This is a genomic window from Sphingobium sp. PNB, assembly GCF_019873065.1.
Taxonomy (GTDB): Bacteria; Pseudomonadota; Alphaproteobacteria; order Sphingomonadales; family Sphingomonadaceae; genus Sphingobium; species Sphingobium fuliginis.
The window spans coordinates 34,534-58,056 of record NZ_JAINEZ010000002.1; the positions used below are offsets into that span (position 1 = coordinate 34,534).

A 23,523-nucleotide genomic window follows, 5' to 3' on the forward strand; every position below is an offset into this window, starting at 1 on the left:
CGGTCGGGAAAAATGGGATCATGGGCTTTGCCGGCAGAGGATCATGGTCCGAAAAGACGGGAGGATCATCTGGGAGCAGAAGCGTGCCGAATTTGCCGCCATGATGGTCGCAGGCGCGAGGCCCGGGGTCGGTTGTCGCCGCGATGCGCGGATGATGGCGCGCGGACGACGGACGCCCGCTGCAGGACGGGATCGTGCGATGCCGGATCGGCGCGCATGACGACCGGGCGACGAAAGGAGGGTCCTGATGGCTGGCTGGCGTGGGCGCGGACTCGGCTTGGCCGGCCAGGCTGCTTTCACCCTGCTTGCCCTCGCCCTGCTGGTCGGGATCGCGGTCTACGCCCTTCCTTCCCCATCGCATGAAGGCCGCCCTCCGGGATTGACGGCGGAAGTCCTGCCGTCGCCCGCGCCGACGCGCATCGGCATCAACCTGTTCGGTCTGGCGACGTTCAACCGCCAGCAGGTCTTTTCCAACCTCATCCTCCAGAGCGAATGGTTTTCCTCACGCGGCGACGGGTGGACGGCCTTTCCCTCCGAGCAGCTCGATCCGCAAGGATGGGTGCGTTTCCTGCGTCCGGGGCAGACCGCTCCCCGGCCGCTCGTCCTGCCGCCCGCGCCCTTTCATCCGGTCGAGATAGGTTGCCGCTTCGAAGGGCGGGGACTGATCGAAGCGGGCGGCCTCGCCCGGCTGCGCGACCGCACGGCACATGGCTTCATGCTCGATATGGCGCCGACCGGAGCGGAGGAGGAAGGCGCATGGATCGAACTGGCGGAGACCGATCCGCAGGACCCGGTGCGCAATATCGACTGCCGCTTGTCCGGCCGGCCCGCCGCGGAGCGCTTCAGCCCGGAATTCCTGTCCTTTGTCAGGCAGTTCGGGATCATCCGCTTTCTCGACTGGCAGCGCACCAACGACAACGTCCTGCCTCGCTGGGAGACGCGGGCGTCGCTGCAAAGCGCCACGCAGGTGGGGCCGGCCGGCGCATCGATCGAGGATATGGTCGACCTTGCCAACCGGACCGGGGCAGATCCCTGGTTCCTCATGCCCTATCAGGCCGACCAGGCCTATATCCGTCAGTTCGCCCGCATGGTGCATGACCGTCTGGCCCCCGGCCGGACGGTCTATGTCGAGTTGGGCAACGAGGTCTGGAATTCCATGTTCGATGCCGCGCGTCAGGCCCAGCAGGAGGGGATGACGCTTGGCCTGGGCGATGGCGACCCGATGCGTGCGCAGATGTTGCGCTATGCGCAGAAGCTGCGCGATGCGATGCGGATCTGGACTGATGTTTTCCGTGATCGCCCGGGACGGCTGGTGCGCGTGGCGGCCAGCCAGAATGCCTGGCCGGACCTCGCCACCATCGTCCTCGACGATGAAGACACCGTGCGCTGGATCGATGCGCTGGCCACAGCGCCTTATGTCTGGATGGAACTCGACGGATATGGCGTCGGCGACGTCGACCGGATATTCGCCCGCGCACCGGCTGCGGTGGAAGCGACCATCGCGGACGCCCTGACCCACAAGGCCATCGCCGCCCGCTATGGCAAGCGGTATCTGAGCTATGAGGGGGGGCAGCATTTCGTGACCGCGAACCTCGACCTCGCCCGAACCCTGCAGCGCGACCCGCGCATGGGCAGGCTTTATCGGGACTATCTGGCGCAATGGGATTCCCGCATCGGCGGCGAACTGCTTCTTTATGCGTCCACAGCGCCGGTGGCCGACTATGGGTCCTGGGGGTTGCGCGAATATGCAGGCCAGCCGCCGGGCGAAGCGCCCAAGCTGCGGGCGGTGCAGCAGTTTCTGGCGCGGCGGCCCTGATGGCGGCGGTGCTCCGGCGTCTGGCCGGCCCGTCCTCGGTCATCGCCGCCCTGGCCTTCCTCTATGTGCAGATCACCTCTGCCCTCCATGTGGCGTCGATCGGCGCGGCGGCCACTGTGCTTTACCTTCATTGCCTGTCCTCAAAGCCGCGCAGGGAAATGGCTGTCCGCGCGTTGCTGACCGTCATTCTGATGCCGCTGATCGCCTGGGCCACCCATAATCCCTGGCTGCTCTATGCGATCATGCTCGCATGGGTGCCGCTTGTCGCGGGCGATGCCGGCCGAGCCGTCCAGGTCTATCTGCTGAGCCTGCTGCTTTTGCCGGGCCTCGACAGCACGGTCTCCATCGGCTCGCTCAAACTGTTCGACTTCGGCGTGCACGACGCGCTGGCTGTGGGCGCGACAATCGTCATATGCCGTAACCGTCGCAAGATGCGGCCGGGCTGGCGGCTCGATCTTCCGGCCTTCGCCATTGTCTTCCTGATCGCCGCGGCGCTGTCGCGCGAAACCAGCCTTTCCAACTTTCTGCGCTTCACCTCCAATGTCGTGCTCGATCTGGGAGTCCCCTATTATCTCGTCAGCCGGGGCGTGCGGGACATCGACGAATTGCGGCGCGCCCTGCTCTGGATGGGGTGCGGAGCCGTGACGCTGGGATCGATCCTGGTCTATGAGGCCATGCGGGGATGGCCGATCTATAATGAGCTGAACGGCCAATATGGATTGATGCCCTTTCTGATCAAGGCGCGCGGCGGCATGTTGCGCGCCGGAGGGCCCTTCATCGAGCCGACGTCGGCAGCGATGGTGCTGGCCATCTGCATGCTCGCCCTATGGGTATGTGGAGACGCCTTCCGGTCGAGGCGGCATCATGGACTGGTCTTCCTGATCGCCTTTGCCGGCCTGGTGGCGCCGCAATCGCGCGGCGCCTGGATCGGCCTGGGCTTCGCCCTGGTGCTGGGCGAGCTATATCTGGGGCGTTATTGGCCGCTGCTGAAACGCGCCATGCTGGCCGGCTGCGGCCTGTCGGTCCTGCTGCTGGCGGCCTTGTCCTCCCCCAGCCTGTCCGAATCGCTGGGCCTGTCGGGAGGATCGAGCGACACGTCCGAATATCGGCGGCAGCTTTTCGACCGGGGGATGGAGGAATATTGGCACAGTCCGGTCATCGGCTTTTCCATGCCCGAACTCAACATAAGGCTGCATGACTTGCGGCAGGGTGAAGGCATTATCGACTTTGTGAACACCTATATATGGATCATGCTGATTTCCGGCGGGATCGGCCTCATCCTCTTCGTCGGCGCTTTTTTTCGATATATGATGGGCCTGTACCGATGCCGGAAACCGACCGGCAGGGATCGTTCCGACCGCGAAGTCGCAGCTTTCCTCTTCTGCTGTCTGGCCATGACGATGGAAATGCTGTTCTTCACTTCCTTCGGCACGCGGCCTGCCGTCTTCATCTTCGTCCTGTTCGGCTTTGCCGCCACCTATCTGAAGATTTCCGGCGAACCGTTCCGTCGTCGTCCGGCCCGGCCTGTGCGGGCCGCCGTCGCATTGTGATCAGGCCATCAAGGGCGTCAGCAGGGCGCTGCCCATCCCGCCGACCAGAATGCCGCCAAGGCCGGCCCCGATGAAGATCAGTTCCTTCCGCAGGTCCAGCAACTGCGCCCGGTGCATCCGGGCCCATTTGAAAAGGACGGACGGCAGTTCCATCAGCCCGATGGCCGCCACAAGGCCAAGCTGCCCTTCCGCCAACCAGGCAAGGGGCGCAGCCACGCCCAGCCAGACCAGCTTGGCGATGCTGGCCTGGAACGTGGTGGCGATTTGGCCGGTCGCGGTCAGCGTCTCGTTCGAACTGTAGGAAGCCAGGGCGAAAAAGGGGGTAATAGCCAGCAATTGCAGATAGATGGCGGTCCCGGCATAGCGATGGTCGTAGAGGATCGCGATCAGCAACGGCGCCGATCCGATCAGCCCGCCCGCGGCGAAGCTGTAGAGCAGGGAAGGGAGCCACCTCTTGGCATAGAAGATCGCGCGCAGGTCGCCTTCGCCCCTGCGCCAATATTCCGCATAGCTGGGATAGAGCACGCGGCTCGCATAGGCGGTGGTGAAGGCCATCGGCGCGGCGGCAAGATTACCCGCCAATATGTACAGGCCGAAAGCGTCCAGCGTCATGAAACGCGCCAGGATCAGCTTGTCGCATTGCATCAGCAATAATGTGATCAGGCTCGATCCGGTGACGTAGCGCGCAAAGCGCCACAGGTCGCGGGCATAAACGGGATCGAAGGCCAGCCGCCGTCGCGCGTCCGGGAAGACCGCATAGCTCAGCAGGCTCTTGCAGGCGCTGGCGGCGATCAGGGCCGTAAGAACCGCCCAGACATTGCGCCACAGGATGGCGAGCAGCACGCTGACGACGATCTGGACGATCATCACCCCCAGTTCCAGCAGCGAAAGGCGAAGGATCATCCTTTTCCTGATCGCGGTGAGCAGGCTGAGCGATCCAAGCCCCTCCAGGATGAAGATGAGCGCGGACGCTTCGATCATCGGCGCGAGTTCCGGCTTGGCGAAGAAAGCCGCGATCGGCTCGGACAGGGCGATCAGCGCGGCGGTCAAAATGGCGGAGCGCAGAAGCGCGATTGTCCAGACTGTGTCGAGGAAACGTACCGAATCGCCCTCTTCATGCCGCACCACAAATGCCTGGAAACCCAGATCGGATATCATGGCCGCGGTAAAGGAAACCGAAGCGATGATGCCGGATATGCCGAATGCCTCCGGAACCAGCAGGCGGGTCAGCACGACGCTGCTGATCGCCCGCAACAGATTGTTGAGGATGACCGATGCGACAACGACATTGGTGTCGCGCGTGGCAAAATCGATCAGCCGGGCCAAAATCTGGCGGCCCGCCAATGCGCCGGCGTCGCGTAGCTGCAGATTGTTCTGCTTCATCGCCTGCGTTCCGCGAGCGTCGCGCGATACCAGTCGACCATCCTGCCGCCCACGGCCTCCATCGAAAAACGCTCCCGGCAATGCCGCCGGCCATTGTCGGCCATAGAGGCCGCTTCTTCGGGATGATCCATCAGCCATTCCAGATTGCGCGCCAGGGCATCGGGATCGCCCATGGGGGTCAAAAGCCCTTGCCGACCTGCCTGAAACATCTCCTCCGCCCCCGCCCAGTCCGTGGAGATGACCGGGCATCCCGCTGCCAGGCTTTCCACCAGCGTGTAGGAATAGGTTTCGCTTCTGGATGCCTGAACGGTCACAAAGGCCTTCCTGCGCAACCGGGCGATGGTGTCCGGCGGCTGCCGGCCGATGAAGCGGACCCCCTCCCGTCCGCGCGGCGACAGATGCGTGGCCACATAATCCTTGAATGACAGGGCGCGTCCGGGGGACAGGGCCATGCCCCAATCCGGCCCGACCAGCGTCAGGCGGACGGACGGGCGTCGCGCGATCAGGCGGTCGAACGCCAACAACATGGTATCCGCGCCCTTGGCATAGTCGAAGCGGCCGACCATCAATATGTGCTGCCGGTCGCAGTCGTCCAGCCGCCACTGGCGGGCGGGCAATCCGACGGGATTGGGGATGGCGGTGCTCATGCCGCGGGCGGGCCGCCGATAGCGCGCGCAAGCGGCCTGAAGCGTGGCGCGGGTCGGCGCCGTCAGCGAAACGGCCCGGCGTACCGCCCATCGTTCCGCCTCGCATCGGTGGTTATAGGCCTCCATCTCCTGTTCGGTGCGCGGTACAGGCGCCTTCAGGAAGAAGGGACCGTGCAGCCGAGTCACGACCGGAACGCCTGACAGGCGCCGGACGGCGTCGCTCCAGCCGAAACTTTCCTCCATATCGAGGATGTCCATCGGCATGATCCGATGGGCCGCCTGCACCTGCGCGGCCACGGCGCGGCCGATGGCGGGCAGGTCCCCCCTGTGACGCTCCCTGTGGCGAAGCCAGTGCCGCGCCAGGGCGTTGACCGGTCCGGCGCGTCCGGATGCGAGGGGCAGATCGTGGATGCGGCCATCGCCATCCACCACCTGTCCGTCCGCGATGATCGACACCCGATGTCCCTGGGCCAGCAGATAGTCGCGCATGGCCGCCACATAGGTCACGATGCCGTTGGCGGCCATGGCGGGCGGCCAATGGGGCGAACAATAACCGATATGCACCCATGGCCTCCCTGCTTCCGGTTCGCCTATCTTATCGGTGGGAGCGCAAGCAAATCGATCATGAGAACTCCCCGGGTGTTTTACCGCGCTTGTGCGGGAGAGGACGAAGGCGCTTAATCCTTCCCGGCGCAAGTCGCCGCAACGGGATTTAAGAGGGACGAATGGCACTGCTCGATCTCGCGGATATTGGCGGCTACAGATGCTTCGATCCGGAACAGTGCAGGACGGCGGGCAAGGCGCTTTTCAATCGATATGCGTCTGAAAGGCCTTTTCCGCATGTCGTCATCGACGATTTCCTCGATACCGATATACTTAGGAAGGTTGTCTCGGAATTTCCGGATAGCAGCGGACATGGCAGTTTCAACCGCGATCAGGAAAGATTTAAGTTCCAATATCGCCCCGATCAGTGCAGCGGCGCCGCCACCCGCATGCTGTTCGCGGAACTGAACTCTTCCGCCTTCCTGCAATTTCTGTCCGAACTGACGGGCATTGCCGGCCTGATCCCCGATCCCTATCATGCCGGTGCCGGTCTCCATGAGATAAAGTCCGGGGGGCATCTGAGTATTCATGCCGACTTTCCCAGACATGAGGAAATGGGGCTCGAACGACGACTCAACCTGCTCATCTATCTGAACGAGGATTGGGAGGCTGGATATGGCGGATCGCTGGAACTGTGGGACAGGAAGATGCGCGCCGCCGAGCGCAAGATCATGCCGATATTGGGCAGGGCGGTCATCTTCAACACCGATCGGGATACTTTCCATGGCCATCCCGATCCGTTGCCCTGCCCGCCGGAACGCTCGCGCCGGTCGATCGCCACTTATTATTACACCGCGCCGGCAGTCGTCCGCCTCCGGACAGAGCGCACCACGGATTTCCGCAGGCGGCCCGGCACCAGCGACAAGCGCGACTGGCGGATCATGCTGCAGCATCTCAAGGCGGACTGGCTGCCGCCCGTGTTGCAGCGCCGCCGACCCGGTTGAAGGAGCGATGCATGCCGGACATGCCTTGCGCCGATGACGGCTCCGTCGGCTTTGTGGTCATCGGCCGCAATGAAGGACTGCGTCTGAGGCGCTGTCTGGAAAGCGTCGCTCGTGAAACGCGGTGCATCGTCTATGTCGACTCCGGATCGAATGACGGGAGCCCCGATATTGCCCGGCGCCTTGGCATATCGGTCATGGAGCTCAGCGATGAGGCGCCCTTCACTGCCGCGCGGGCGCGCAATGCGGGCGCCGCCTGGATGCGCGAGCAGGCTCTGCTCCTTCGCTATATCCATTTCATCGACGGCGATTGCGAGTTGCAGCCGGATTGGCTCGCCCGGGCCCTGGCGGCGATGGCAGCGGAGCCGCAACTGGCCGCAGTGTGCGGCCGCCGCCGCGAGCGCCATCCGGATCGGAGCGCCTATAACCGGCTCTGCGACAAGGAATGGAACACGCATGTCGGCATCGTCGACACATGTGGCGGAGATGCGTTGTTGCGCGTTGAGCCATTTTGGGAGGTGGGCGGCTTTTCCGAGACCTTGATCGCCGGAGAGGAACCCGATCTTTGCCACAGGATCCGCCGGCGCGGATGGATCATCCGGCGCATCGATGCCGAAATGACCGTGCATGACGCCGCCATGACGCGCTTTGCGCAATGGTGGCAGCGTAATCGTCGCAGCGGATATGCTACGGCCCAGGCTTTCGTCCTGCGCGGGAAGGAGGCCCGAGGACTGCTGAGGAATGTAGTCAGCAATATATTCTGGGCCATTCCTCTTAGCTGGCCATTATGGCCTGTTTTCTGGTGCCGCATTTTCGCGCGCAGGGGCGCGCTTGAAGCGAGTTTCCTTTTGTTGGGGAAATTGCCGCATCTCCAGGGTCAGATGGATTATTGGCGCAGCAGGCGACGCCTTATCGAATATAAATGATCGTTACCGAAATCAGATGTCGAACGACAGGATAAGTCTGGGTACGCAGGATCCCGGACCTTATGCCGGACGGATGCATGCGAAGTCGTCCCGCCGGATCATTGCGCCACCCTCTAGAAGCCGGCCGGTGGCGCTTCGCTGAAAAAGGATAGTGTCAGCGCGCAGCCGATAAGCCCCTTGGAAATGGCATATGCCACCATATGCGATCGATTGCGCGTCCGCGTCTTAAGGCGAACGCGCCCGATATGGCGTTCCACCGTCCGGGGCGCGATCTTGAGATTCTGGGCGATTTCCTTTGCTGACTGACCCTTGGCGATGCGAGTGAGAACTTCCATTTCCCTCTGCGTCAGCCAGCTCTCCCAAGCGGGATCGACATCATCCATAGAGCTACCCCATGCAATAAGGTGAACGCCGTTTCGCCCGAGATTGAGTTTTTCTGCTTTGTGATAAGCTTATCAAATATGTAAATACTCTATACTGGAATATGTCCGAAGTTAATAGGTGGGTGCCCTTAAATTTCGCAAAATATGATTTTACCAATCCGGGGTATCCGGATTCTACGGTTCAACTTCGCCCATTGCCAGATGAGACGCTCCAGCTTTCGAAAAGCATCAATGTTGATGGGGTTTCCATCTGTCTGATGATGCAAGGCGATGCCCTTTTTACGTGGGGGAAAATGACCCGCATTTTTCCATTGCCGATCGAGTGCGGTGGAAGCAAATATATGAATTTAAAGACTTAAAGTGAAACAGGATGGATTACGGGCAGGAAGAAAATCAACCCGTAATCAAAAAGGGGTATTGCCTCGAATCGTAAAGATATATAATCTTGGTTACGACATCGAAACTAGCAGGGTAAATCCCTGTAGTTATGTCCAACTTATTCAACCTGTGGATAAAGCTTTACAGGCGGAATAATTCCGTGGTCGCGGTTGCAACTTTGGATCTGCGTAACTGTATGTGTCGGTGGGGCAGGGAAGCCCCATGAGGCTTGTACACAGGCGCGGTATTTGGGGGACCAGCATGCCACATTATAACACTTCAAGCGCTATTGAACTTACCAATCGGGAAACCGAAGTTCTGCAACTTGTCGCCTTCGGCCTGTCGGCCAAGAGGGTGGCGAGAGAACTTGCTATCGCAACCTGCACGGTCGAACGCCACATCGAAAATGTAAGGCTGAAGACGCGGACACGGAACAGGGCCCATATGATCGCTTATGTGATCCGCACGGGAATGTTACCGATACAGCAGGAATCATCCTGACAATCGAAAGGGGATGGATACGGCTTTCCATCGGATCGGCCGGAACCGGACCTGATTTGCCGCCCGGGAGCGTCGGGCGTGCAATGGCCATGCAGGATGGAAGGCGATGAACAATCCGGGCGAACAAGCCGGGTCCGTCGCGCGTCCGCACCGCGAAGTTCCGCTGGGAATATTGCCGCTGACAACGCAGATATGCGATTTCATCGCGTTCAATGTTTCGGCCATATTCCTCAAGACATGGGTGGATGGCGCGGAGACCGGATTATCCTTTGCGGGGGCCGGCAGGCTGGGCCTGGCGGGCGGCACGATCTTCGTCATCGTCGCGCAACTCACAGGAGCTTACGAAGTCGAACTCCTATTTTCCGTGCGCAAGAACTGGTCGCGCCTTTTCAGCGCCTGGCTTGGTACGGCCCTATTGCTGCTGTCGCTGGGTTTCATGCTCCGTCTGATGCCGGCCATTCCGCGCAGCGGCATTTTGTTATGGTTCGCCTCGGGTCTTGCGCTGTTGGCCCTGTCCCGCGCAGTGCTTGTGCTGATCGCGCGACATCTCAAGAGACGAGGATGCTTCAATCGTCGATGCGCGATCTACGGCGCTGGAGAACAGGGGCGCGATCTGGCCCATTATATCATCAACCACGACAAGCTGACGCTCTCGCTCATCGGTTTCTATGATGATCGCGATCATGAGCGGCTGGGCGAATGTCTTCCGCTTCCGCTTCGGGGCGATATGGAAGACCTTGTCTCCGCAATCCGGGCGGGGGAGGTCGATCAGGTGATCCTGGCGCTTCCCTGGGCCGGTGAAGTGCGGCTGCGGCAGATCGTGGCGGCGCTGTCGGTGACGCCCGTGCAAATTCGGCTGGCCCCTGAAAAAGCGGGGTTCGCCTATGCCCGCATGCCCGTGATGCTGCTGGGCGGTTTGCCGGTCATGACCTTGCACGAAAAGCCGATGCACGGCAGCAGGGTCATGGAAAAATGGGCGGAAGACCGCCTTTTATCCTTGTTGCTGCTGATCCTGTCCTCTCCGCTTTTCCTGCTCATTGCCTTGGCCATCAAGATCGAATCCCCTGGGCCCGTCTTCTTCGTCCAGCGCCGCGAAGGCTTTAATTGTCATGATTTCCGGATATTGAAATTCCGCAGCATGCATGCCGACAAGTGCGAGGCGGACCATATCGTCCAGGCAAAAAGGGACGATCAGCGAGTGACCCGTGTGGGCGCCTTCCTGCGGAAGACCAGCCTTGATGAATTGCCGCAGCTCCTGAACGTGCTGTCGGGCGACATGTCGCTGGTCGGACCGCGACCGCATGCGCCGTCGACACGGGCCGCCGGCAGATTGTTCAGCGACGTCCTGACATCCTATGTCGCGCGACACAAGGTGAAGCCGGGTCTGACGGGATGGGCGCAGATATGCGGCTGGCGTGGCGAAACCGACACCGAAGACAAGCTGATCAGGCGGATCGAACATGACCTTTATTATATCGAAAACTGGTCGATCTGGTTCGATCTCTACATCATCCTGCGCACGGTCTTCGTCCTGTTCGGGGGTCAACGGGCGTATTGAAACTCAACCTGCAGCGCCGAAAACCGAATATGGAAAATTCATCATCTACCCGTAGATTATGGAGGATCTTCGAAGGTCCGTCGGTCAGGCCGGCGACATCGATCGCCTATACCATTTTCGCCCAGGAGACGACATTGTCGTTCTGAATCAGGGTTTCGACCCGGGCATGGACGAACGCCCCGATATTGACCGTTCGTGCACCGTGATCCAGCCCGGTCGGAATTTCCGCCGGGTCCTGGCTCAGGCCGATCCCGCAAGCCTTGAGGCAGGCTTCCTTGCGGGTCCAGCCCGACAGGAAGAGGTCGCTTTCCGACATGCCGGGCCGGGCCTGGCACAATGCGGTCCGTTCCTCCGCGTCAAAGCAATCTTCCGCCAGGGCAAGAGCCTGCGGGAACGGGCGGCGGCGTTCGATGTCCACGCCCAGCGGGCTCCGCCGGGTCACGCCGATCAGGATATGGTCGTCCGAATAGCTGAGGTTGAAATGCAGATCGGGCCGATCCAACAGGATCGGCTTCCCATTGCCGGTTTCCCCAAAACGAAGGCCGTCGGGCGCCAGTCCCGACCAGTCGGCCAGCATATGGCGCAGCATGCCGCGTCCGGCGAGAAAGCGATGGCGGTGCCGCGCGAAGCGGAATCTGGCTGCGCGTTCGCATTCCTTCCAGCATCGGGGGAGGAGCGCGCCTTGCGGAACGTCATGGATGTGGACCAGGCGCAGTTCGACATCCGTTCCGGCGGGCAGCAGCCTGCCTTTGCGCATCATGTGACCTGCATCTCGGCAGGAATAGAGGCGGGATCGTCTTTCGGGCGGCGCGGGTTCCGTGCCTTGGCGCGTAAGGCCGAACAGGCCAGGAAGTCGGAGAGGAGATGAGCGGGATCAGGATCGGGCAGCGATTGCAGCTTGCGGCGCAAGCGCCATGCGGCATGCACGGTCATCCAGGCCAGATCGGCGCAGACAGCATAGGCTCGGCCATGATTCTTGACGAAATAATGCCGCCTGGATTCGAACCAATAGCGCGGCAGCCGCGATACGACCGCGCCCTTGCCCGTAAGTCCCGTACTTTGGCCCGCGATATGCAGCACGCGGGCGTCGGGAACATACCAGCATTGCCAGCCCACGCGATTGGCGCGCAGGCAGAAGTCCGTTTCCTCGAAATAAAGGAAATAATCTTCGTCCAGGGGGCCTATCGCGTCCAGCACGCCTGCGCGGATCATCATGCTGGCGCCCGATACCCAGTCGACGCGGGTCGGCCGTTCGCCGACCCGGCGAAGGACCGCCGCGTGCCTCAGCAATCGGCTCACCAGACCGAGCCGCGCCCCTCGTTCGATTTCACTGGCGATGCTCGGAAAGCGGAAGGCATAGGGCCAGACGATGCCGTCCGCATCTTCGATCAGGCTGCCGGCAATGCCGGCTTGCGGATGCGCGCGCATGAAGCCGATCAGCGCATGAAGGGCGCCGGGGCGGACCCGCGTGTCCGGATTGAGCAGCCATATGAAGGACGGCACGAAGCCCGCGGGCGCGGAGGCGATCGCCAGGTTGGTGCCATAGGCAAAGCCGCCATTTCGTTCCGAACGGACGAGGCTGGCCCAGTCGCTCCATCCCCGGTTGCGGATGGCGTCCTCGATCCGCTCCGCCGAACCGTCGCTGGAGGCATTGTCGACGATCACCACGCGCGCCTGGGTATAGGTCTCAATTTCTCCGGCAAGGCTTGACAGGCAATCGACGACAAGGCCGTCCGTCCGGTAGTTCACGACAGCGATCAGCACGGGCGATTGCCGGGGACGTGATGCAGGGGGCATGTTCATCCCGCTTGTTCCCGCGATGGTTCGGCAAGGTCCCGCGGCACTGGCGCTTCAGCCGCCGCCGGGTTCCGGTTGCGCCCGATCAGCACGTCGTCCAGAGCATCCTGCATCAGCCGCGCGAGGGAGGTCACATGCGGCTCTTGCAATGCGCTGCTATGGCCGCCTGCTATTTCCACCACTTCGATATAATGTGCGACCCGGCGCCCCCACCCGAGGGCGACGTCACCGAACTGGTCGGAAAAGGGGTGATCGTCCACTGCGCCATTCCCCGCCGTCGCCTTGTAGAGAACGACCTTCTGCGACTGGATCAGGCCGCTGGGCCGATGCATCCGGTGCGCAGCCTGATAGAGTTCGAGGAAGGAGAGGTGGGCGGGAGCCGCCTCGCCCGCGTGACGGGCGCGCGCCACGGCTTGATCCATCCGACGACGGTCCCGCCGGGAAGCCATTTCATAGGCCAGCATATTGCCGAATTTCCGCACCGTGCCGGGAATCAGTGCCGCCAAGCCCCAAAGCGACCGGCGATTGCGGCCGAAACCTTCCCTCACCCGCCGCCATCGCATCCGCATCGCATGGAAGGGACGCTCCGAAGCCTCCACATCGGCGGCGTCCATGATCCCGAGATAAGCGACATCCTCGCCCGCATCCTCCAGCTGGCGCGCCATTTCCGCCGCGATCACGCCCCCGGCGCACAGCCCGGCCAGCATATAGGGACCGGCGGGCTGCACCTTCCTCATCCTTTCCACATGTCCTCTCGCCATGGCGCTGATGCTGGAATGAACGAAGCTGCCGTCCGGATGGCGTTCGGGTTGGATGGCAAAGACGGGCGGTCCCTCCAGCTGCAGCGCGAGCGTGCGGTAGAGCAGCGTTTCGCCGAGGCCGTCATGAACCAGGAACAGCGCGCCTGGCTCGTCGCCCGGCCGCAGCAGCAGGATGCCGGGTGCGGGACCTGCCGGTGGCGGCCGGTCCGCCTCATCCAGCGGCCCTTCCGCCGGGGTGATGAGCGCCGCCAGCCGCGCCAGGGTGGGCGCCTCTATCAGGGCGGTAAGAGGCAGATTCTGCCCGAACCGCTTGCGCAGGCGGTTGATGAGCTGCACTGCGAGCAGCGAATGGCCGCCCAGGTCGAAGAAATCGTCGTTGCGCCGCACCGCAGCCGTGCCCAGCATGTCCTGCCACATGGCGGCGATGATGCGCTCCGTTTCGGTCCGGGGACTCTCTTCCGGCGGAAGCTCGTCCGTTGCGGCCGCGTCTTGCCGCTTTCGTCGGGACGGGGCGCGGAGTTTCGCAAGCATGGGGTTCAGCTTTTGCGGAGAAATGATGATCGGCCCGGTCTCTCGCGAAGCAAGCAGGCGGTCGATGACCTCCATCCCGTCCAGCGACGACAGGCCCGTCCGATCGTCGGCATCGGTCATTGCAGGGCTTGCTGAATTGCTGCCGGTCAGGCTTGACGGCTGTCGCAGCCTCATCATGGCGAAGCCTTCGATTTCGGCCAGAACCTGTCCTTGCGGGGAAGCGATGCTGATGTCGAAAACCGCGATCTCGCCCGGTTGCGTCTCATCCGGCCGCAGGCGGACATGGCTGACGATCTGGGCAGGCAGCGGCGCGGTCAGGCGCAGGGCGCCATAGGATGCCGGGGCGTAGAAGTCGGTCGCGCCGTCAAAGCCGGGGATCAGCATCTGGGTGCCAGCCGTCGCGAAATCGAGGAGGGCCGGATGCAGGGCAAGGCCGGGCAGGTCGGCAGCGAAAGCGTCGGGCAGGCGCAGATCGATCAGCGCTTCGTCGTGGCCGATATGCACGGCCTCGATGTTCTGCCAGCGCGGACCGAAGGAGAGATGGGCGGCCGAGCCCATCGTGCCGCCGACCGGCCTATGGGGGCATCGCGCCGCGATCGTTTCCCGATCCAGCCGCCTGCCGTCCTGCGGCGTGCCGATCAGCGCATGGCCGCGCGCATGCTGGGTCCACGGCGCGCCTTGCTCCGCGGTCCTGTCACGGCCCATGATGTGGAAACGCCATGCTTCGCCGCCCTGATGCAGCAGGTCGATCTGCAGGTCCCGATCGCCATCGTCGGCCACGGCAAAGGGTTCGAGGAACAGCACCTCGCGCAGTTCGAACGGCCGCTGCCCGGCAATATCCTGAAAGGCCTGCCGCACCAGTTCCACCAGGCCGGAACCGGGTAGGAGGGCCGCGCCGTCGGTGAGCCGATGTTCGTCCAGCAGCCAGTGGGTCCGCGGCGAAAGACGGGCGGAGACGGTGCGCCGGTCCTGCGTGTCGATCAGGATCCGGTCGAGCAAAGCGGCGCCCGCCGCTCGCCCGTTTTCGGGCGAGCGGAGCGGACGAGGCGGAGGCGCCATGATGGAAGCGGCCATCCCCGTTTCCTGCCAGCGCGGCCATCCCGCCGCGATGACCGCCATTCTTCCCCGGCCTGCCTTATGCCGCGCATAGCTGTCCAGAAAGGCGTTGGCGGCGGCATAGTCAGCCTGCCCCGCAATGCCCGCCACTGCGCTGATGGAGGAGAAGAGCATCAGGAAATCCGGTTCCTCATGCGCCAGCGCCCTTTCCAACGCCATTGTGCCTTGGACCTTGGGCGCCAGAACGGCCGCCGCGCCGTCCATCGACTTCAGCGCCAGCGGCCCGTCGTTCAACAGGCCGGCCATATGGAAGACGCCGTGGATCGGCCCGAAGCGGGACCGGGCGGAAGCGACGGCCTTTCGCATCTGGCGGCTGTCGCTGATGTCCGCCTCTATCAGCAGGATTTCCGCGCCTTTCTCTTCCAGCGCGCGAAGCCTGCGAATGCGCCGGCACATGATGTCTCCGGGCGAAAGCGTCGCCAGCAGCTCGGCCCATTGGTTCCTTGGCGGGACGGGACCGCGCGCCACCAGCACCAGCCGGGCGCACTGCGTTTCGAACAGATGCTCCGCAAGGCGGAGTCCTATGCCGCCGAGGCCCCCGGTGATCAGATAGGTGCCGCCGGGCCTCAGGCGGCTTTTGTCCGCTGGAGCGAGCCGTTGCGTTTCGAATGCCTCGACCCAGCGTTCCAGCCGGCGATAGGCAACGACGGAAGCGCTGTCCTCCGCCGTCACTTCCGCGACGATGCAGGCCGCCAATTCTTCGCGGCGGCCGGCGTCGTCGGGCAGGTCGACATCGACACTCACCGTCCGCATGGCGGGATATTCGCCGGGTATGACGCGGCAGGCCCCCAATGCGGCTGCCTTTGCGGGATTCACCGGCTCGTCCCCGATGCGCTGCATGGCTGTTGATATGAGGCCGATCGTAATCGGTTGTTCGACCGCCGCTTCCCCCAGGGCGCGGCAAAGGTGAAAGAGGGACCAGAAACCGCGTTGCATGACGTCTTGGCCTTCGCCCACCAGCCAGTGGTGGAAGATTTGCCGTGGCATGCGATCGCGGTCCGCCAGATATGCGACCAGTCTTTCATAATCTTCCGGACGGGCGGGATTGATCGTCAGGCTGTCGTCGCCCTTCACGCGGAACCGCTTGCCGGCTCGAACCGTGGTCACGGCGCATCCCGCATTCTGGAGCCGAGCCGCCAGCGCATCGCCCAACCCGGCCTCGTCCAGGAACAGCAGCGCCGTGCCGGGTTCCGGAACATCCGAAGCAAGCGGCGCCAGGCGCCATGCGGGGCGGTAGAACCAGCCTGCCTTGTCCGGATGACCGATCATGTCGACATCGTCAGCGCTGTCGCCACCGCCGATCCGCCCCGGCTCGATCCAGTGCCGCTGGCGTTCGAAGCGATAGCCGGGCAGAGGTACGCGACGGCGTTTCTCCCCGGCGTGGAGCTTCTCCCAGGCGACGGGATAGCCCGCCATCCAGAGGCAGCCCAATGTCTTCAGCATATAGGCCTGGTCGTCGAAATGCTCGTCGGCATGGCGGAGAGAGTTGAACACCGGCTGGTCCGATCCGCGTGCCCGATGTTGGCGTGCGAGGCTGGCGAGCGTCCGTCCCGGGCCGACTTCCAGCAGGACATGGCCGCCGGGCAGCAGCTTTTCCAGCGCAGCATCGAAGCGGACGGTTTCGCGCAAATGGCGCACCCAATAATCCGGATCGGTGACATCCTCCGTCCGTGCCCAGTCGCCGGTCAGGCTGGACAGGAAAGCCCGGCCGGGCGGTTGCATGCGGATGCCGTTCACCAAATGCCGGAAATCGTCCAATATGGGATCGAGCATGGCGCTGTGCGCCGCGACGGCGACGGCGACCTGCTGGCTGGACACGCCGGCGCTCTCCAACGTGGCGCGGAGCTGCTCTATGGCTTCGATCGGTCCCGAAGCGACCGTCAAGGCAGCGCCGTTGACGGCGGCAATGGACAGATCCTGCCCGATATGGGGACGAAGCGCTTCTTCGGACAGCGGGACGCTCAGCATTCCTCCCGGCGGCAGGGACTCGAACAGCCGGGCCCGTCCCCATGCCAGCCGGAGCGCCGACTGCAGATCGAAGACGCCAGCCAGATGCGCCACCACATATTCGCCCATGCTGTGGCCGATCATCGCATCCGGTTCGACGCCCCAGCTCATCCACAGCCGCGCTGTCGCATATTGAATGCTGAACAGCAGCGGCAGGCCGACGGCCGGCCTTTGCATGGCCTCTGCGGAGATCGCATCCGGACCGGGAAACAGGGCAGCGCGGAAGTCGGTCGGGGTCAGATCGGCCAATAGGGCCAGACATTCATCGACGGCGTCGCGGAACACCGGTTCCGCCTCATACAGATCGCGCGCCATGCCCACATATTGCGCGCCGCCGCCCGCGAACAGGAAGGCCAGCTTGCGGCTGGCCGGGACGCAATGACGGTTCGCGCTGAAGACGGATTCGCCGTCCCTGATCGCGCCAGCCGCCGATTCATGGCTTTGGGCGACGGCGATGCGGCGAAAGGGGAGAAGCTTTCGACCCCTCTGGAGCGTGAAGGCGATGTCGGCCAGCGCCTGATCGCCCCGTCGTTCCAGATGATCGGCCAGCGCCAGGCCATTGGCCTCCAGCGCGGCGGGAGAAGCGGCGGACTGCACCAGCAACTGCCATTTCCGGGACGGGCCGGAGGGAGCGGGCGGAGGGGCCTCCTCCATCACGACATGGCAATTGGTGCCGCCGACTCCCAATGAACTGACGCCTGCGCGCAAGGGCGATCCCGCCACACTGTCCCAGCGACGCAGGCGTCCATTGACGAAAAAGGGCGACCGTTCGAACCCGCAAGCGGGATTGGACCGGCTGTGGTGCAGCGACGGCGGCAGTTCGCGATGCTGAAGCGCCAGCGCGACCTTGATGAAGCTGGCGACGCCCGCGGCCGTATCGGTATGGCCGATATTGGGCTTCACCGATCCGATGGCGCAGATTCCCACCGCGTCGGTATTCTCGCGGAAGGCTTGCGTCAGCGCCGCGATTTCAATGGGGTCCCCGACCGGCGTCCCGGTGCCATGCGTTTCGACATAGCCGATCGATCCGGCATCCACATTGGCGATGCTCAGCGCTTCGGCAATGGCGCGGGCCTGACCGTCGACGCTGGGCGCGAGATAGCTGACCTTCCCCATGCCGTCATTGTTGACGGCCGAACTGCGGACGATGGCATGGATATGATCGCCGTCCTCCATCGCGTCGCGCAGGCGGCGCAGCACGACGACGCCCGCGCCACTGCCGAAGACGGTTCCCGCCGCCTCGGCATCGAAGGCGCGGCAATGGCCGTCGGGCGACAATATCTCGCCCGGCTCGTACCGATAGCCCCGGCCATGGGGCAGTTCGATGGTGACGCCACCGGCCAGCGCCATGTCGCTTTCGCCGTTGAGCAGGCTCTGCATGGCCATGTGGATCGCGACCAGCGATGTCGAACAGGCCGTCTGGACGCTGACGCTGGGGCCCTTGAGGTCGAGCAGGTAGGAAGCGCGGGTGGCCAGGAAATCCTTGTCATTGCCGGTATGGCGCATCAGGAAGAAGCCGACCTGGCGCACCAGATCGGGATTGGTCAGCAGATTATAGGGCAGATAGGCATTATGCCCCGACCCGGCGAACACGCCTATGGCGCCCCGGAAGCGGTCGGGCGCGTGACCCGCATTTTCCAGCGCGGCCCAGGCGCATTGCAGGAAATGGCGATGTTGCGGGTCCATGATGGCGGCATCCCGCGCGCTGAGTCCGAACAGTGTCGCGTCGAACATCTCCATGTCGGGCATCGGGGCGGCCGCCCGGACATAATGCGGATCGGCCAGCGCGCGGGGATCGACGCCGGCCGCCAGCAATTGCTCGTCGCTCAGGCGGACGATGGATTCCCGTCCCTCGCGCAGATTGGTCCAATAGCTCTCCAGATCGGGGGCGCCGGCAAAGCGGCAGGCCATGCCGACGACGGCGACATGATTGTCCAGGTCGGGATCGTCGGACCGCATGTCCGGCCATGTCGCATGCTGATCCATCAGGCCTGGCTCCGTTCACCGGCCAGCACCGGGGGCCTGGCGGCGACACGACGGGCAAGTGCGGCGCGTCGCCCCTCCGCCCGGGCGAGGCCATCCCGTGCCCCGCGGTCATTCGTCCCGCCGTCCGACAGATGCGCCGCCAGCGACCGGACGGTCGGGAAGCGGAAAATATCGGTCAGCGCCAGGTCGTAACGCAGGTCCGTCGTCAGGCGCCGATGCATCTGCACCGCCAGCAGCGAATGGCCGCCCGCATCGAAGAAATTATCGAGCGATCCCACTGATTCCAGCTTCAGCACATCGCGCCAGATCGCGGCGATCCTTGCCTCGACCCCCTCCTGCGGCGCGACGAAGGCCTGCTGCGAAACCGGCGTCGCCCGTTCCGGGTGGGGCAGGGCGGCGCGGTCGATCTTGCCATTGGGCGTATGGGGCAGCCGCGCCAGCCCCACATAATGGGTCGGCACCATGAAGTCCGGCAGTTCGGCGCGCAGCCTTTCCCGGATTCCGCCGAAATCATGATTGGCGGGCAGCGGCGCGGCATAGGCCACCAGCATCTGTTCGCCATCCTCGGTCCGGATCGCGTTGACCACGGCTTGCCCTACACCGTCCATGCGGTGGAGCAGCGCCTCGATCTCGCCCAGTTCGATGCGATAGCCGCGTATCTTGACCTGGTGATCGAGCCTGCCGAGAAATTCGAGCGTGCCGTCGCGCCGCCTGCGTCCCAGATCGCCGGTGCGGTAAAGGCGGGCGCCCGGATCGGCGGGATCGGGCACGAAGCGTTCGGCGGTAAGCTCCGGCCGGTTCAGATAGCCCCTGACCACGCCGCTGCCTCCGATCACGATCTCGCCCGGCACGCCAGGGGGCAGAGCGTGCTGTCGGCTGTCCATGATCGTGACGGACTGATTGGCGAGCGGCGTGCCCAGGGGCACTGGCCCACCCCCCTCCGTCACCGGATGGAGGGCGGACCAGATGGTTGTTTCGGTGGGGCCATACATGTTGGTGATCTTGCCCCGGACGGTTCCCAGAAGCGCTTGGGCAAGATCGGGCGGAAAGGCCTCTCCCCCGATCATCAGATGGTCCAGCGCGGCGATATGCGGCCGTACCCCCGGTTCCGCCAGAAGCATGCGCATCAGGGAAGGCGTGCATTGCAGGTGCGTCACCCGGTGCCGTTCCATCAGCGCGGCCATCGGTTCGCCAGCCGGTTCGTCCGCCTCCACGGCCAGTCGGCGCAACCGGTCGAGATGGGGCAGATGCGCCAGAACCTGTTCGCCATCGACCCCGAAATCGATCAGGCTGGCGATCTCGTCGACACCGATGGCGCGCAGCCTGTCGACCATGGCGATGCATTGTTCGGGCGTGCCGAACAGCCCACTGCTCTCGAAATAGCGGTCGAAGGCATGCTCCAGCAGCATGTCGGTTTCTTCGGCGCTGAGGCTGTCGAACTCGATGTCGGATACCGTTTCCGTCATGCCAGGCCGCCGCTTGAACGCCGGGAAGGACCAGGCATATTGCTTCACCAGGCTGGTGGCCGTGCGCAGATAGGCGATCAGCGGTTCGCGCACGATGCTGCGGATCGCTGCGGCGTCGGGGCCGACGAAGCTGTGCAGCATCAGTGCGACCTGGCCCTCGCCTTCATGTCCCGCGTCCCGGCGCGCCTGCCGGTAGGTGGCGATCTTCCCTGCCAGCTCGTCGATGGACTGGCCCAGCAGATGGGTCAGGATCGATGCGCCGGCGCGACCTGCCGCCGCGAATGTCTCGATGCTCCCGGCGGAGGTGATCCAACAGGGCAGTTCCGGCTGTACCGGGCGCGGCAATGTCCGCACCTCGGCCGGGCCGACCGGCCCATCGAAACGGCGCCTTTCCCCCCGCCACAGCGCACGAACGGTTTCCATATCGCGCAGCAGCCCGGCATTGCGGTCGGCATAGGCTTCGGGACGCAGCAGGAAGTCATTGGGCTGCCAGCCGGAGGCGAAGGCGATGCCGACCCGGCCGTTGGAGATATTGTCGACCACCGACCATTCCTCCGCCACCCGCGCGGGATGGTGCAGCGGCAGGACGACGCTGCCGCCCCTGATCTGCACGCGGCTGGTAATCGCGGCAAGGGCGGCACCAGTGACGGCGGGATTGGGGTAAAGGCCGCCAAAGGCATGGAAATGACGCTCCGGCGTCCATAGAGCAGCAAAGCCGTGGGTGTCGGCAAAGCGCGCACCCTCCAGCAGCAGGCGATATTTGTCGCTGCCCGAACTGGCTTCGTCGCTGGCGAAGTAGAACAGGCTGAAGGCCATGGGGCGACGGGGCTGCGCCACGGGCTTCAATTCATGGCCTGTGGTCAGCACCACATGCATCCCCCGCGTCAGCGTCCAGCACAGTTCCAGCACGGAAATGTCGAAGCTGAGGCTGGTGACCGCCAGCCAGGTGCCCTGCGCCCCGATATGCCGATCCATGCCTGCGAAGAAGTTCACGACATTGCGATGTTCGACCATGACGCCCTTGGGCCGGCCGGTGGAGCCGGAGGTGAAGATCGCATAGGCCAGATGATCGGGCCCGCTGGAGGAAGGGAGGGATGCGCCGTCCTCACGTGCAATATCATGCCAATCGGCATCGATCCGGACCATCGGCGTTGCTGGGGCGTCCAGCGCAAGATGTGACCGGGTGACGATCGCCTGAAGCCCGGCATCCTCGATCATCTGGCTGATCCGCGCGGCCGGATAGGCCGGATCGAGCGGGACATAGGCTCCCCCCGCCTTCCATATGCCGAGCAGCGCCACCATCAGATCGGTCGACCGGTCGCAATGCAGCCCCACCAGGCTGTCGGGACCAATGCCCATCCGCCGGAGATGACGGGCAAGCCGGTTGGAACGTTCATCCAGTTGCCGGTAGGTCAGGCTTTCCATCCGGCAGGTCACGGCGGTTTTTTCCGGCGTGCGCGCGGCCTGCTGGCTGAAGAGCTGATGGACGGTTGCGTCCTGGCGGCAGGGCAGCGAAATGCCGTTCGACCATGACGCCGCCTGTTGCAGGAGGGCGGGATCGAGCAGCGGCAAATCCGCGACGGGACAATGCGGAGCGCCGACCGCGTGCCGGTGAAGCGTGGCGACGCCCTGTTGCATTGCCTGCACCACCGCACCGTCTAGGGCGGCGCTGTCGAACAGCCAGCGGCATGCCCGTCCGTCGGAGCGAATGGCGATCGACAATTGGGAACCCGCGGGCAGCCTGCCTTCTTCGAGATCGTCGACGATCTGCACGATGACGGGGAAAGCCCGGCCGGGGGCTCCATCGCCAGCCATGCGCGCGGGCAGGTCGACGCGATAGCCCAGCCGCCGGTGAACCTCACGCAGGGACGCCGAAAGCCTGTCGCGGAAGCTCTGCATGCCAGCGTCGAAATCCATCGCGACGGGGATTGGCAGCACGGATGCGAACCATGGTTCCACGCCCGCAACCCGCATGCCGAGCACTGGATCGGCATAGCCGACATCGAATGACGCGCGATCATGGATGCGGGCCAGATAGGCAAGGGTCGAGGCCAGCAGCGACTGAGCCGCATATGGACCGTCCGGTTCCTCCAGCACTGCGTCGATCCGTCCTGCGCCCGAAGCATCGGCGCCTCTTTCGATCCCATCGAGGGACAGGAGGTCCAGTCGACGCAACCGCTTGCGCCAATATTTCTCATGAACCGCGAAGGCCCCTGCCAGTTGAGACAGGGCATCCTGCCGCTCCGGTTCCAGCAGGGTGAACCGCAGGCTCGGCCGCAGCCCGAAGCGGGCCGCCGCGTCCGCCGCAGAGAGGGTGACGCCCTCGGCGGACATGATCCGGTCTATGGACAGGTCGCCATCGCCGGTCGCGACGGTCATGCCCTGCGCATCGATGCGGAGGATCGTTCCCGGCGCTGCGTCCGATCGGCTGTCCGTCGCCGTGGCGCTGGGTATGAAGAGCAGCCTGTCGCCCAGCAGCATGTTCGGCAGGGCGACGGGATTGGCATGGGTCCCGAAGTCCAGCGCGCGGACCAGGGCTTCGATCCTTTCCGCCCCAAGGGACCATGGGATTGCGCCAGCGCCTGCCGTGCGGTCGGCGCGGAACTCTTCCGTCGCGGCGAATTCAGCCTGATCGACTTCAATGACCGTCCCGGCGGCCAGCGCATCGACCAGTTCCGCAAAACTCTCCATGGCGGCGGCGAAGCATTTTGTGTTGAGTGAAAAGGCCGTCTCGCCCGGATCGATGGGGAATGTCCGTGCCGCCAGGATCGATCCCCGGTCGACTTCATGCGTCATGCGGTGCCAGCTTATGCCATGGTGCGGCTCGGCATTCAGCAACGCCCTTACGGGTGCGTTGAGCCCCGGATAGCGCGGCAAGGGACCGTCGTGGAAGTTGATCGCGCCCTGGGAAGGGAGCGCCAGCACCGTTTCGGACAAGATGTTGAGATTGGCGATACTGAAGAGATAGTCGAAGGTTCCGATGTCGGAGCCGTCAATATGGCCTGCGGACATGATCCACGGAATATCTTTTTTCTCTGCCCAGTTGGTTATGGATTCCCTTTCCGTGACAATGGCAACGACATCATGACCGCGATCGAGAAGAATATGAGCGCATTCGATGAGAATCTGCTCATCACCGACGAGGACGCATCTCCATGGCTTCGATATTGCAT

The 23,523-nt window shown here is 63.8% G+C and carries 14 protein-coding genes; 6 read left to right on the forward strand and 8 right to left on the reverse strand.

All coding sequences use genetic code 11. The features are described from left to right. The first annotated feature begins 247 nt into the window (after positions 1 to 247). A complete protein-coding gene (locus tag K7W03_RS00925) occupies positions 248 to 1,816 on the forward strand; it encodes a hypothetical protein (RefSeq protein ID WP_222885271.1) in 1,569 nt (522 codons plus the stop codon). Beyond that, positions 1,816 to 3,366, forward strand: a complete 1,551-nt coding sequence (locus K7W03_RS00930; protein ID WP_222885272.1) for an O-antigen ligase family protein — start codon at positions 1,816 to 1,818, stop codon at positions 3,364 to 3,366. The genes K7W03_RS00925 and K7W03_RS00930 overlap by 1 nt, the downstream gene beginning before the upstream one ends. Here K7W03_RS00930 and K7W03_RS00935 read toward each other — a convergent pair whose 3' ends face one another. The 3 genes from K7W03_RS00935 to K7W03_RS27670 form a co-directional block, all read right to left on the reverse strand. Then, a complete protein-coding gene (locus K7W03_RS00935) occupies positions 3,367 to 4,749 on the reverse strand; it encodes an oligosaccharide flippase family protein (RefSeq protein WP_222885273.1) in 1,383 nt (460 codons plus the stop codon). Next, positions 4,746 to 5,960, reverse strand: a complete 1,215-nt coding sequence (locus tag K7W03_RS00940) for a glycosyltransferase family 4 protein (protein ID WP_222885274.1) — start codon at positions 5,958 to 5,960, stop codon at positions 4,746 to 4,748. Before K7W03_RS00940 ends, K7W03_RS00935 begins: the two co-directional genes overlap by 4 nt. Before the next feature lie 113 nt (positions 5,961 to 6,073). Continuing rightward, a complete protein-coding gene (locus K7W03_RS27670) occupies positions 6,074 to 6,529 on the reverse strand; it encodes a hypothetical protein (RefSeq protein ID WP_226869623.1) in 456 nt (151 codons plus the stop codon). Between K7W03_RS27670 and K7W03_RS27675 the strand changes: the two genes are divergently transcribed. Both K7W03_RS27675 and K7W03_RS00950 read left to right on the forward strand, forming a co-directional pair. Next, positions 6,524 to 6,943, forward strand: coding sequence for a 2OG-Fe(II) oxygenase (locus tag K7W03_RS27675; RefSeq protein WP_319024278.1), 420 nt, complete (start codon positions 6,524 to 6,526; stop codon positions 6,941 to 6,943). The genes K7W03_RS27670 and K7W03_RS27675 overlap by 6 nt on opposite strands. A gap of 11 nt (positions 6,944 to 6,954) precedes the next feature. Then, a complete protein-coding gene (locus K7W03_RS00950; protein ID WP_226869597.1) occupies positions 6,955 to 7,866 on the forward strand; it encodes a glycosyltransferase family 2 protein in 912 nt (303 codons plus the stop codon). A gap of 113 nt (positions 7,867 to 7,979) precedes the next feature. Here the strand turns inward: K7W03_RS00950 and K7W03_RS00955 are convergent, their stop codons facing one another. Next, positions 7,980 to 8,249, reverse strand: coding sequence for a response regulator transcription factor (locus K7W03_RS00955; RefSeq protein WP_061935111.1), 270 nt, complete (start codon positions 8,247 to 8,249; stop codon positions 7,980 to 7,982). 639 nt (positions 8,250 to 8,888) lie between these two features. Between K7W03_RS00955 and K7W03_RS00960 the strand changes: the two genes are divergently transcribed. Both K7W03_RS00960 and K7W03_RS00965 read left to right on the forward strand, forming a co-directional pair. After that, the gene (locus K7W03_RS00960; protein ID WP_062017071.1) at positions 8,889 to 9,128 is read left to right on the forward strand and encodes a response regulator transcription factor; all 240 of its coding nucleotides are present in this window, start codon (positions 8,889 to 8,891) and stop codon (positions 9,126 to 9,128) included. Positions 9,129 to 9,234: 106 nt separating this feature from the next. Continuing rightward, positions 9,235 to 10,686, forward strand: coding sequence for an undecaprenyl-phosphate glucose phosphotransferase (locus K7W03_RS00965; RefSeq protein ID WP_222885276.1), 1,452 nt, complete (start codon positions 9,235 to 9,237; stop codon positions 10,684 to 10,686). 106 nt (positions 10,687 to 10,792) lie between these two features. On the opposite strand, the gene K7W03_RS00970 is transcribed toward K7W03_RS00965, so the two are convergent. The 4 genes from K7W03_RS00970 to K7W03_RS00985 are packed head-to-tail and all read right to left on the reverse strand — an operon-like array spanning position 10,793 to position 23,362. Next, complete coding sequence (locus K7W03_RS00970) at positions 10,793 to 11,446, reverse strand: 4'-phosphopantetheinyl transferase family protein (protein WP_222885277.1); 654 nt, start codon at positions 11,444 to 11,446, stop codon at positions 10,793 to 10,795. Beyond that, on the reverse strand, positions 11,443 to 12,489 hold the full coding sequence (locus K7W03_RS00975; RefSeq protein ID WP_226869598.1) for a glycosyltransferase family 2 protein: 1,047 nt from the start codon (positions 12,487 to 12,489) through the stop codon (positions 11,443 to 11,445). The genes K7W03_RS00970 and K7W03_RS00975 overlap by 4 nt, the downstream gene beginning before the upstream one ends. After that, positions 12,486 to 18,884, reverse strand: coding sequence for a type I polyketide synthase (locus K7W03_RS00980; protein WP_222885278.1), 6,399 nt, complete (start codon positions 18,882 to 18,884; stop codon positions 12,486 to 12,488). Before K7W03_RS00980 ends, K7W03_RS00975 begins: the two co-directional genes overlap by 4 nt. Beyond that, positions 18,884 to 23,362, reverse strand: a complete 4,479-nt coding sequence (locus tag K7W03_RS00985; protein WP_222885279.1) for a MupA/Atu3671 family FMN-dependent luciferase-like monooxygenase — start codon at positions 23,360 to 23,362, stop codon at positions 18,884 to 18,886. Before K7W03_RS00985 ends, K7W03_RS00980 begins: the two co-directional genes overlap by 1 nt. Positions 23,363 to 23,523 lie beyond the last annotated feature (161 nt).

What these genes read in the sequence shown, in the direction of transcription:
- K7W03_RS00925 (WP_222885271.1), top strand. Translation starts at nt 248, where the DNA reads ATGGCTGGCTGGCGTGGGCGCGGACTCGGCTTGGCCGGCCAGGCTGCT.
- K7W03_RS00975 (WP_226869598.1), bottom strand. Translation starts at nt 12,489, where the DNA reads ATGAACATGCCCCCTGCATCACGTCCCCGGCAATCGCCCGTGCTGATC.
- K7W03_RS00930 (WP_222885272.1), top strand. Translation starts at nt 1,816, where the DNA reads ATGGCGGCGGTGCTCCGGCGTCTGGCCGGCCCGTCCTCGGTCATCGCC.
- K7W03_RS00935 (WP_222885273.1), bottom strand. Translation starts at nt 4,749, where the DNA reads ATGAAGCAGAACAATCTGCAGCTACGCGACGCCGGCGCATTGGCGGGC.
- K7W03_RS00955 (WP_061935111.1), bottom strand. Translation starts at nt 8,249, where the DNA reads ATGGATGATGTCGATCCCGCTTGGGAGAGCTGGCTGACGCAGAGGGAA.
- K7W03_RS00980 (WP_222885278.1), bottom strand. Translation starts at nt 18,884, where the DNA reads ATGGATCAGCATGCGACATGGCCGGACATGCGGTCCGACGATCCCGAC.
- K7W03_RS00985 (WP_222885279.1), bottom strand. Translation starts at nt 23,362, where the DNA reads ATGTCCGCAGGCCATATTGACGGCTCCGACATCGGAACCTTCGACTAT.
- K7W03_RS27670 (WP_226869623.1), bottom strand. Translation starts at nt 6,529, where the DNA reads ATGAATACTCAGATGCCCCCCGGACTTTATCTCATGGAGACCGGCACC.
- K7W03_RS00960 (WP_062017071.1), top strand. Translation starts at nt 8,889, where the DNA reads ATGCCACATTATAACACTTCAAGCGCTATTGAACTTACCAATCGGGAA.
- K7W03_RS00970 (WP_222885277.1), bottom strand. Translation starts at nt 11,446, where the DNA reads ATGATGCGCAAAGGCAGGCTGCTGCCCGCCGGAACGGATGTCGAACTG.
- K7W03_RS00950 (WP_226869597.1), top strand. Translation starts at nt 6,955, where the DNA reads ATGCCGGACATGCCTTGCGCCGATGACGGCTCCGTCGGCTTTGTGGTC.
- K7W03_RS00965 (WP_222885276.1), top strand. Translation starts at nt 9,235, where the DNA reads ATGAACAATCCGGGCGAACAAGCCGGGTCCGTCGCGCGTCCGCACCGC.